Source organism: Paenibacillus zanthoxyli JH29, from assembly GCF_000520715.1.
In the GTDB taxonomy this organism is placed as follows: domain Bacteria; phylum Bacillota; class Bacilli; order Paenibacillales; family Paenibacillaceae; genus Paenibacillus_AQ; species Paenibacillus_AQ zanthoxyli.
On the sequence record NZ_ASSD01000396.1, the window covers coordinates 1 to 480 of the forward strand.

At 51.2% G+C, this 480-nt stretch carries 1 protein-coding gene; it reads right to left on the reverse strand.

What is annotated here, in order from left to right; all coding sequences use genetic code 11:
* Positions 1-352, reverse strand: a 352-nt coding sequence (gene dapF, locus L691_RS0114725; protein ID WP_025691248.1) for a diaminopimelate epimerase, incomplete at its 3' end; no start/stop codon positions are given.
* Positions 353-480 lie beyond the last annotated feature (128 nt).

The window sequence follows — 480 nt, forward strand, 5'->3', positions numbered from 1 at the left end:
TTACCGTCTCGACTTTACCGTTCTTCACCTGCAGCTTAACCTTCTGTTCGCCTGCGCCGATCGTTTCAATGACGATTTGTTCCGATTCTACATACCCGTGGTCGTACACATATTTCGCGACACAACGGATGGCGTTGCCGCACTGCTCCGCTTCAGAGCCGTCGGAATTGATAATCCGCATCATGTAGTCCCCGCGTTCTGAGGGCAGAATATATACGAGTCCGTCTGCTCCGATGCCGAAGAACCGATTGCATAATTTAACGGCCAGCTCAGCCGCGTTGTCTGGCAGCGACTTCTCGCCGAATACGACGATAAAGTCATTGCCGAGTCCGTGCATTTTGGTAAATTCCATGCTTCGTCCACTCCTTCGATTAATTGCCACAAGCATAACGCAAGGAAGAGGACAAAGCTATTAATTTTATGCCGAAATTTTTGTACTTTTCAGCACCGTCTGTCCGCCGCCGCTGCCGCCGCGGCTGG